The organism is Thermodesulfobacteriota bacterium (assembly GCA_040756475.1).
Classification (GTDB): Bacteria; Desulfobacterota; Deferrisomatia; order Deferrisomatales; family JACRMM01; genus JBFLZB01.
The window spans coordinates 1-7,103 of the sequence record JBFLZB010000224.1 but is presented as its reverse complement, the minus strand read 5'-3'; the positions used below and the strand labels follow the sequence as shown (position 1 = coordinate 7,103).

The 7,103-nt window shown below is 71.1% G+C and carries 9 protein-coding genes; 7 read left to right on the top strand and 2 right to left on the bottom strand.

Annotation, left to right across the window (positions count from 1 at the left end):
• Window positions 1–218 precede the first annotated feature (218 nt).
• Both AB1578_20885 and AB1578_20880 read right to left on the bottom strand, forming a co-directional pair.
• Window positions 219–791 carry a nitroreductase family protein gene (locus AB1578_20885; GenBank protein MEW6490352.1) on the bottom strand — a complete coding sequence of 191 codons (573 nt, stop codon included), beginning with the start codon at window positions 789–791 and terminating at the stop codon, window positions 219–221.
• Window positions 788–946 (bottom strand): hypothetical protein, encoded by a 159-nt coding sequence (locus tag AB1578_20880; protein ID MEW6490351.1) that lies wholly within the window; start codon window positions 944–946, stop codon window positions 788–790. Before AB1578_20880 ends, AB1578_20885 begins: the two co-directional genes overlap by 4 nt.
• A 221-nt stretch (window positions 947–1,167) precedes the next feature.
• Between AB1578_20880 and AB1578_20875 the strand changes: the two genes are divergently transcribed.
• The 7 genes from AB1578_20875 to cobA form a co-directional block, all read left to right on the top strand.
• On the top strand, window positions 1,168–1,788 hold the full coding sequence (locus tag AB1578_20875; GenBank protein MEW6490350.1) for a D-sedoheptulose 7-phosphate isomerase: 621 nt from the start codon (window positions 1,168–1,170) through the stop codon (window positions 1,786–1,788).
• The gene (locus tag AB1578_20870) at window positions 1,788–2,753 is read left to right on the top strand and encodes a hypothetical protein (protein ID MEW6490349.1); all 966 of its coding nucleotides are present in this window, start codon (window positions 1,788–1,790) and stop codon (window positions 2,751–2,753) included. The genes AB1578_20875 and AB1578_20870 overlap by 1 nt, the downstream gene beginning before the upstream one ends.
• Window positions 2,746–3,366, top strand: coding sequence for a bifunctional precorrin-2 dehydrogenase/sirohydrochlorin ferrochelatase (locus AB1578_20865; protein ID MEW6490348.1), 621 nt, complete (start codon window positions 2,746–2,748; stop codon window positions 3,364–3,366). Before AB1578_20870 ends, AB1578_20865 begins: the two co-directional genes overlap by 8 nt.
• A 112-nt stretch (window positions 3,367–3,478) precedes the next feature.
• Complete coding sequence (gene ccsB, locus AB1578_20860; protein ID MEW6490347.1) at window positions 3,479–4,324, top strand: c-type cytochrome biogenesis protein CcsB; 846 nt, start codon at window positions 3,479–3,481, stop codon at window positions 4,322–4,324.
• Between the two features lie 17 nt (window positions 4,325–4,341).
• Entirely contained in the window at window positions 4,342–5,631 is a 1,290-nt protein-coding gene (gene hemA, locus AB1578_20855) for a glutamyl-tRNA reductase (GenBank protein MEW6490346.1), read from the top strand.
• Window positions 5,628–6,575 carry a hydroxymethylbilane synthase gene (hemC, locus tag AB1578_20850; protein ID MEW6490345.1) on the top strand — a complete coding sequence of 316 codons (948 nt, stop codon included), beginning with the start codon at window positions 5,628–5,630 and terminating at the stop codon, window positions 6,573–6,575. The genes hemA and hemC overlap by 4 nt, the downstream gene beginning before the upstream one ends.
• Window positions 6,575–7,103 (top strand): uroporphyrinogen-III C-methyltransferase (gene cobA, locus AB1578_20845; GenBank protein ID MEW6490344.1); only part of this gene is annotated, 529 nt, incomplete at its 3' end. The genes hemC and cobA, both read left to right, overlap by 1 nt.

Below are 7,103 nucleotides of genomic sequence, written 5' to 3'. Positions count from 1 at the left end.
CCCTGCGGGAACGAGCCGGGATCCCTGCCGGCGTCCCCCCTAGGATCGGCCGAAGGTCCCGAGGACTTGAGAGCCTTTCTTGACGGCAGCCGGCTTTCCGGCGCGCCGCGGTTGCCTCCTGCCTTTTCGCCATCCCCCCAGGCCCCTCGGGATCGGTCGAGCCACCGATGGGCCGCCCGCCGCAGCGGCTGGGACGGGCCACGAGCACCCGGGAGTGGCTATAGGACGATCTCCTCCAGGCTGCGCTTGGGCACGTGGTGGACCCCCTCGGGGTCGCGCCAGTAGCGGACGTCCCCGTCGGGCGGGAGGGGTTCGAGGACGACGCGCTCCGAGGGCTTGCCCAGGGCCAGCACGAGGCGGATGCGCAGGTGGGCAGGGATCTTCAGCGCCTCCCGGAGCCGGTCCTTTTGCACGTTGCCGATCATGCACCCCCCGAGGCCCCTCTCCACGGCCGCCAGGCAGATGGTCTGGGCGGCGATCCCGTCGTCACACCACCAGTCGGTGGCGATCGTCTCGTCCACCAGGAGCACGATGTAGGCGCTGGGCCGTTCCCCGGGCCCGGGGCCCGGCCAGTCCTTGAGGTAGGCGGCCCAGCCCAGGCAGGGAAAGACGGCGGCGTTGGTCTCGGGGTCGGCGCAGAGAACGTACTTCAGGGGCTGGCGGTTGGCCGCCGAAGGTGTCTGGCGGGCCAGGTCCACGAGCTCCAGCAGGGTCTCCCGGGAAATGCGGTGGGACTCGTCGAACCGTCGATAGCTTCGGTTTCGCAGCACCAGATCTCGAAAGCCGGTCACGGGGCGGCTCCTTTCTCCAGCACGGGGACGTAGGGCAGGTCCACCACCGCGCGCCCGTCCTGCGCAAAGGACAGGCGCACCCCGAAGGTCCGGGCGATGGGCCCGAGCTCGTTGAAGAGCCGCAGGAGCTGGTCGCGGCGTCGGTTTCGCGGCACGGTGCGCCCTCCGCGCTTGGGGGTGGCATTCGATCGGTTTCGCCACGCTAGGCCAGCCCCCCGGACTGCGTCAAGGCCGGTCCGGCGACAGCCCAGCCCGGCCCGGGACCTGGATTTCCGTGCTCCCGAGCTTGACACGGAGCGGGAGCGGTCCCTATGCTCGCTCCTTTTCCGGCGGCTTCGTTCTCCGGCGGCCCGACGGGGCGAGCCCAGGAGCCTAGATGGACGATCTAGAGGTTCGCGCACGCGAAGGGTTCCGGGAGGGGGCCCGGGTGTTGGAGGCCTTCGCAGCGGCTGCTCCCGCCCAGGTGGTGGCGGTAGCGCGGGCGGCGGCCGAGGCGCTGGACAAGGGCGGAAAGGTCCTGGCCTTCGGCAACGGGGGCTCGGCGGCCGACGCCCAGCACCTCGCGGCAGAGCTGGTGAACCGCTTCCGGATCGACCGCCCGCCGCTCGCGGCGGTGGCCCTCACCACCGACTCCTCGGCGCTCACCGCCATCGGCAACGACTTCGGGTTCGAGCAGGTGTTCGAAAAGCAGGTGCGGGCCCTGGCCCGGCCCGGGGACGTGGCCGTGGGGATCACCACGAGCGGCACCAGCCCCAACGTGCTGCGGGGGCTCACCGCAGCACGGGAGGCGGGGTGCCTGTGCGTGGGGCTTACGGGAGAGGCTGCCGGTTCCCTCGAGCCCCTGTGTCACCACCTGGTGCGGGTGCCGAGCCGGGAGACGCCCCGGGTGCAGGAGGGACACGCGGCCTGGATTCATGCCTTCTGCGACCTCCTGGACGCGATCCTGTTTCCGGAAGCCAGCGGCCGGGAAACCTTCGGAGCCGGAGCCGCCCGCTGATGGTGCGCCGGCTCGACCCGGCGGGGGCCGTGGAGCCGGCCGGCGTCCACACCTACCCCCTGGCGAGCCGCCCGAGCAAGGTGCGGGCGGCGGACTTCCGGCCGCCCTACCGGCCCGGCGGGAGCGTCGCGACGTTCCTGGAGAGCCTGCCGTCCTTCCTCCAGGCGCAAGACCTCCGGGCGGTGGCCGCCGCGGTGGCCCGGGCCCACCGGGAAGGCAGGGTGTTGGCCCTGGGGCTCGGGGCGCACAACATCAAGGTGGGTCTCCAGCCCCTCTACGCGGACCTCATGGAGCGGGGCCTCGTGACGAGCGTGGCCCTCAACGGAGCGGGGATCGTCCACGACTTCGAGCTGGCCTTCGCGGGCCACTCCTCCGAGGACGTGGCGGCCCAGCTCGGCGACGGCTCCTTCGGCATGGCCCGGGAGACCGGGCAGTGGCTCAACCGGGTGATGCGCGAAGGCCACCGCCGGGGCAAGGGCCTGGGGGAGGCGGTGGGGGAGGCCATCTGGGAAGAGGGCCTGCCCTTTCGGGAGGTGAGCCTCTTGGCCGCGGCCTACCGCCACCGGGTGGTGGCCACGGTGCACGTGGCCCTGGGCACCGACATCGTGCACATGCACCCGGAGGCGGACGGGGAAGCCATCGGCGGCGCGAGCCTGCGGGACTTCCACCGGTTTTGCGCGGTCGTGCGGGAGCTCGAAGGAGGGGTGTACCTCAACGTGGGAAGCGCCGTGATCCTGCCCGAGGTCTTCCTCAAGGCCCTCACGCTGGTGCGCAACCTGGGGCACGAGGTGGCCCACTTCACCACGGCCAACCTGGACTTCGTGCGCCACTACCGCCCGTCGGTCAACGTGGTGGGGCGCCCCACGGGGAGCGGGGGCCGAGGATACCACCTCACCGGGCCCCACGAGCTCCTGGTGCCGCTGCTCTTCGCGGCGGTGCTCGAGGAACTGGGCGACGGTGCCTGAGCTCTACCCCCTCTTCCTGCGGCTCGAGGGCCGCCCCTGCCTGGTGGTGGGCGGGGGCGAGGTGGCGGGGCGCAAGGTGCGGGGGCTCCTGGCTGCCGGGGCGCAGGTCACCGTGGTCGCGCCCGAGGCCGGAGACGAGGTGCGGTTCCTGGCGGGGAACGGCCGGCTCCGCTGGGTGCCCCGGGGCTTCGAGCCCGGGGACCTGGAGGGTATGGTCCTTGCTTTCGCCGCCACCTCGGACCCGGAGGTGAACCGGCAGGTGATCGCCGGGGGGGCGGCCCGGGGAACCTGGGTCAACGCCGCCGACGACCCGGAGGCCAGCGGCTTCCACGTGCCCGCCGTACACCGCCGGGGAGGCCTGGCGGTCGCGGTGGCCACCGGCGGAGCCGTGCCGGCCCTGGCCGCGTGGGTACGCGACCGGATCGCCCGGGAGCTCCCCTGCGGGCTCGAGGAGCTGGTGGAGGTGGCGCGGCAGCTGCGCGAAAGCACGCCCCCCTCGGACCCCAAGCGCTTCCGGGCGCTCTTCGACTCGGGCATCCTGGAGGATCTGGCCCGGGGCGACCGGGAAGCGGCGCAAAGCAAGGTCGCGGAGGTGTTCGGCAAGGGAGAGTAGCGCGGGTTGTGGGTTGTGGGTTGCGGGTTGCGGGTGGCACGTTGGAGCCGGCTTTTCACGTTTCACGTCCCACCCGGTTCCACGCAGCGGGAAACCCGCCTGCGGAGGCGAGATGAACGTCGGGATCCTGAAGATTGCCGTGGCGGTCTACCTGGTCGCCACGGGACTGCACCTGGCCTACGTGGTGGCCTTGAAGCAGGCCGTGCGCCGCTGGGCGGCGTGGGCGACCTGGGGCGCCTTCGGCCTGCACACCCTGGGGATCCTGGTGCGGTTCGTGGAGGCCGGGTACACCCCCATCACGAGCCTCCACGAGGCCATGAGCTTCTTCGCCTGGTGCGTGGTGGGCCTCTACCTGGTGCTCCAGGTGCGGTTCGACCTGCCGAGCTTCGGGGCCTTCGTGAGCCCGATCGCCCTCTCGTTCGTCCTGGCGGCGGTGAGCCTGCCCTCCCAGATCGAGCCCCTGCCCCCGGCGCTCGACTCGTACTGGCTCCCCATCCACGTGATGCTCATCTTCGTCGGCGACGGCGCCTTCGCGCTGGCTGCGGCCGCCGGCGTCATGTACCTGATCCAGGAGCGCCAGCTCAAGAACAAGAAGCGCATGGGAAAGCTCTTCCACCGCCTGCCCAATCTGGAAGTGCTCGACCAGGTCAACTACATGTGCCTCACCATCGGCTTTCCCCTGCTCACCGTGGGGATCATCACCGGTGCCGTGTGGGCCCAGCAGGCCTGGGGCACCTACTGGAGCTGGGACCCCAAGGAGACCTGGTCCCTCATCACCTGGTTCCTCTACGCGGCGCTCCTCCACGGGCGCCTCACGGTGGGGTGGCGGGGCCGGCGGGCCGCCATCTGGGCACTCATCGGGTTTGCCTCGGTGCTGTTCACGTTCCTGGGCGTCAACTTCGTGCTCCCGAAGGTCTTCCCCAGCCTCGAGAGTCTCCACATCTACTACACCGGCTGAGGGATACGGGCTTTTCCATGGAAATTCTCGTCGTCGGCCTGAGCCACAAGAGCGCCCCGGTGGAGATCCGGGAGAAGGTCGCCTTCGCGGCGGACTGCCTCCAGGACGCCCTGCGCGGCGTACGGGGGGTGCCCGCGGTGCGCGAAGGGGTGATCGTGTCCACCTGCAACCGGGTGGAGATCTACGCCGCCGCCCGCAGCAGGGAAGAGGGCATCGAGGGGCTGTTCCGGTTCCTGTCCGCATACCACGCGGTACCCGACGAGGCGCTGCGCCCCCACCTGTACGTGTACGCGGGCCCCGACGCGGTGCGCCACGTCTTCCGGGTGGCGTCGAGCCTCGACTCCATGGTGGTGGGGGAGCCCCAGATCCTGGGCCAGGTGAAAGACGCCTACGAGAAGGCCTCGGAGGGCGCCGCCACGGGGCTCGTGCTCAACCGGTTCCTCCACAAGGCCTTCAGCGTGGCCAAGCGGGTGCGCACCGAGACCCGCATCGCCCAGTCCGCCGTCTCCATCTCCTTTGCGGCGGTGGAGCTTGCCCGGAAGATCTTCGGGAGCCTCGAGGGCAAGCAGGTCCTGGTGATCGGCGCCGGGGAGATGTGCGAGCTCGCGGCCACCCACCTGATGGAAAACGGGGCCAGGGGGGTCGCCGTCACCAACCGCACCCTGGCCCGTGCCGAGGCCCTGGCGGAGAAGTTTGGAGGCCGTGCCCTGGGTTTCGAGGAGTTCCCAAAGCACATCCACGAGTTCGACATCGTCATCTCCTCCACCGGGGCGCCCCACCTGGTGGTGGACGCCGAGGACGTGCGCGCCGCCATGAAGGCGCGGTTTCAGAAGCCCATGTTCCTCATCGACATCGCGGTGCCCCGGGACATCGACCCCCGCATCAACGACCTGCCCAACGTGTACCTCTACGACGTGGACGACCTCCAGGGGGTGGTGGAGGAGAACAAGAAAGAGCGGGCCAAGGAGGCGGAGAAGGCCGAGGCCATCGTGGCGTCGGAGGTGGAGGGTTTCCTGTCGTGGCTCAAGACCCTCCAGGTCACCCCCACCATCCGGGCCCTGCGGGAGCGGTTCGACGCCATTCGCCAGGCGGAGCTCGAAAAGACCCTCAAGGCCTTCGGCGACGGCCTTTCCGAGAAGCAGCGCCGCAGCCTGGAGGCCATGAGCCAGGCCATCGTCAACAAGATCCTCCACGAGCCCAGCATGTACCTGAAGCGCCAGGCCGACGACCCCGAGCTCGAGCTCTCGGTGGACGCGGTACGGCGGCTGTTCGGGCTGGAGGACCCCCACAGCGAGGATCCCCCGTGAAGACCGTGAAGATCGCGACCCGGCAGAGCCAACTCGCCCTCTGGCAAGCCAACTGGGTCAAGGCAGAGCTGGAGAAGCGAAGCCCCGGCCTGCCGGTGGAGCTGGTGCGCATCGTGACCACGGGCGACAAGATCCTCGACGTGCCCCTGGCCAAGGTGGGGGGCAAGGGGCTCTTCGTGAAGGAGATCGAGGACGCGCTGCTCGACGGGCGCGCGGACCTGGCCGTCCACTCCATGAAAGACGTCCCCACCGAGCTCCCTCCCGGCCTGCACCTCGCGGCCATCTGCGAGCGGGAAGACCCGCGCGACGCCTGGTTCTCCAGGGGCGGCGCGTCGTTTCGGGACCTCCCGGAGGGCGCCCGGGTGGGCACCTCGAGCCTGCGGCGCCAGACCCAGCTCAAGGCGCTGCGGCCGGATCTCGTCTTCGAGAACCTGCGGGGCAACGTGGACACCCGGCTGCGAAAGCTCCAGGAGGGGCGCTACGACGCCATCGTGCTCGCGGCCGCCGGGGTCAAGCGCCTGGGGCTCGCCGACCGGGTGACCGAGTACCTGCCCGCGGAAGTGACGCTCCCCGCCGTGGGCCAGGGAGCGGTAGGGATCGAGTGCCGCCAGGCGGACCCGCGCATCAACGCGCTGCTTGAGCCCCTCAAGCACGGCCCCACCTGGACCGCGGTGCTCGCCGAGCGGGCCTTCCTGGCCACCCTCCAGGGGGGCTGCCAGGTGCCCATCGCCTCCTTTGCCGAGCTCCGGGACGGGCAGGTACACCTGCGGGGCCTGGTGGGCAGCCTGGACGGCAGCACCGTGATCCGGGGCTCCCGCCAGGGCTCGCCGGTGGACGCCGAGTCCCTGGGGATCGACCTGGCCGAGGAGCTCCTGGACCGGGGTGCCCGGGAGATCCTGGAAGCGGTCTACCAGCTCAACGCCCCGAGCCCCCAGGAGACCTGATGGCCGGCACGGGTTTCGTCTACCTGGTGGGCGCGGGCCCCGGGGACCCGGGGCTCGTCACCCTGCGGGCCCGGGAGGTGCTGGAGCGGGCCGATGCGGTCATCGTCGACCAGCTCGTCCACCCGGAGGTGCTGGGCTGGGCGCCCCCGAGCGCCGAGGTCGTCCCCATGGGCAAGGTGGGGCACGCCCACCAGCACCCCCAGGGGGAGATCACCCGGGCCGTCATCGAACGGGCCCGGCAAGGCAAGGTGGTGGTGCGCCTCAAGGGGGGCGACCCGGCCGTCTTCGGCCGGCTGGGCGAGGAGGCCGAGGCCATCGCCGATGCGGGCATCCCCCTGGAGATCGTCCCGGGGGTGACGGCGGCTTCAGGCGCCTCGGCCTACGCGGGCATCCCGCTCACCCACCGGGACTGCGCGCCTTCCGTGACCTTCGTCACCGGGCACCGCCGCACCGACGGGGGCCGGGGGCCCGACATCGACTGGAGCGCTCTCGCACGGGCCTCGGGAACCCTGGTGGTGTACATGGGAT

Coding starts and splice junctions, on each gene's coding strand:
- hemA (MEW6490346.1), top strand. CDS start 4,342: ATGGAAATTCTCGTCGTCGGCCTGAGCCACAAGAGCGCCCCGGTGGAG.
- AB1578_20870 (MEW6490349.1), top strand. CDS start 1,788: ATGGTGCGCCGGCTCGACCCGGCGGGGGCCGTGGAGCCGGCCGGCGTC.
- AB1578_20875 (MEW6490350.1), top strand. CDS start 1,168: ATGGACGATCTAGAGGTTCGCGCACGCGAAGGGTTCCGGGAGGGGGCC.
- ccsB (MEW6490347.1), top strand. CDS start 3,479: ATGAACGTCGGGATCCTGAAGATTGCCGTGGCGGTCTACCTGGTCGCC.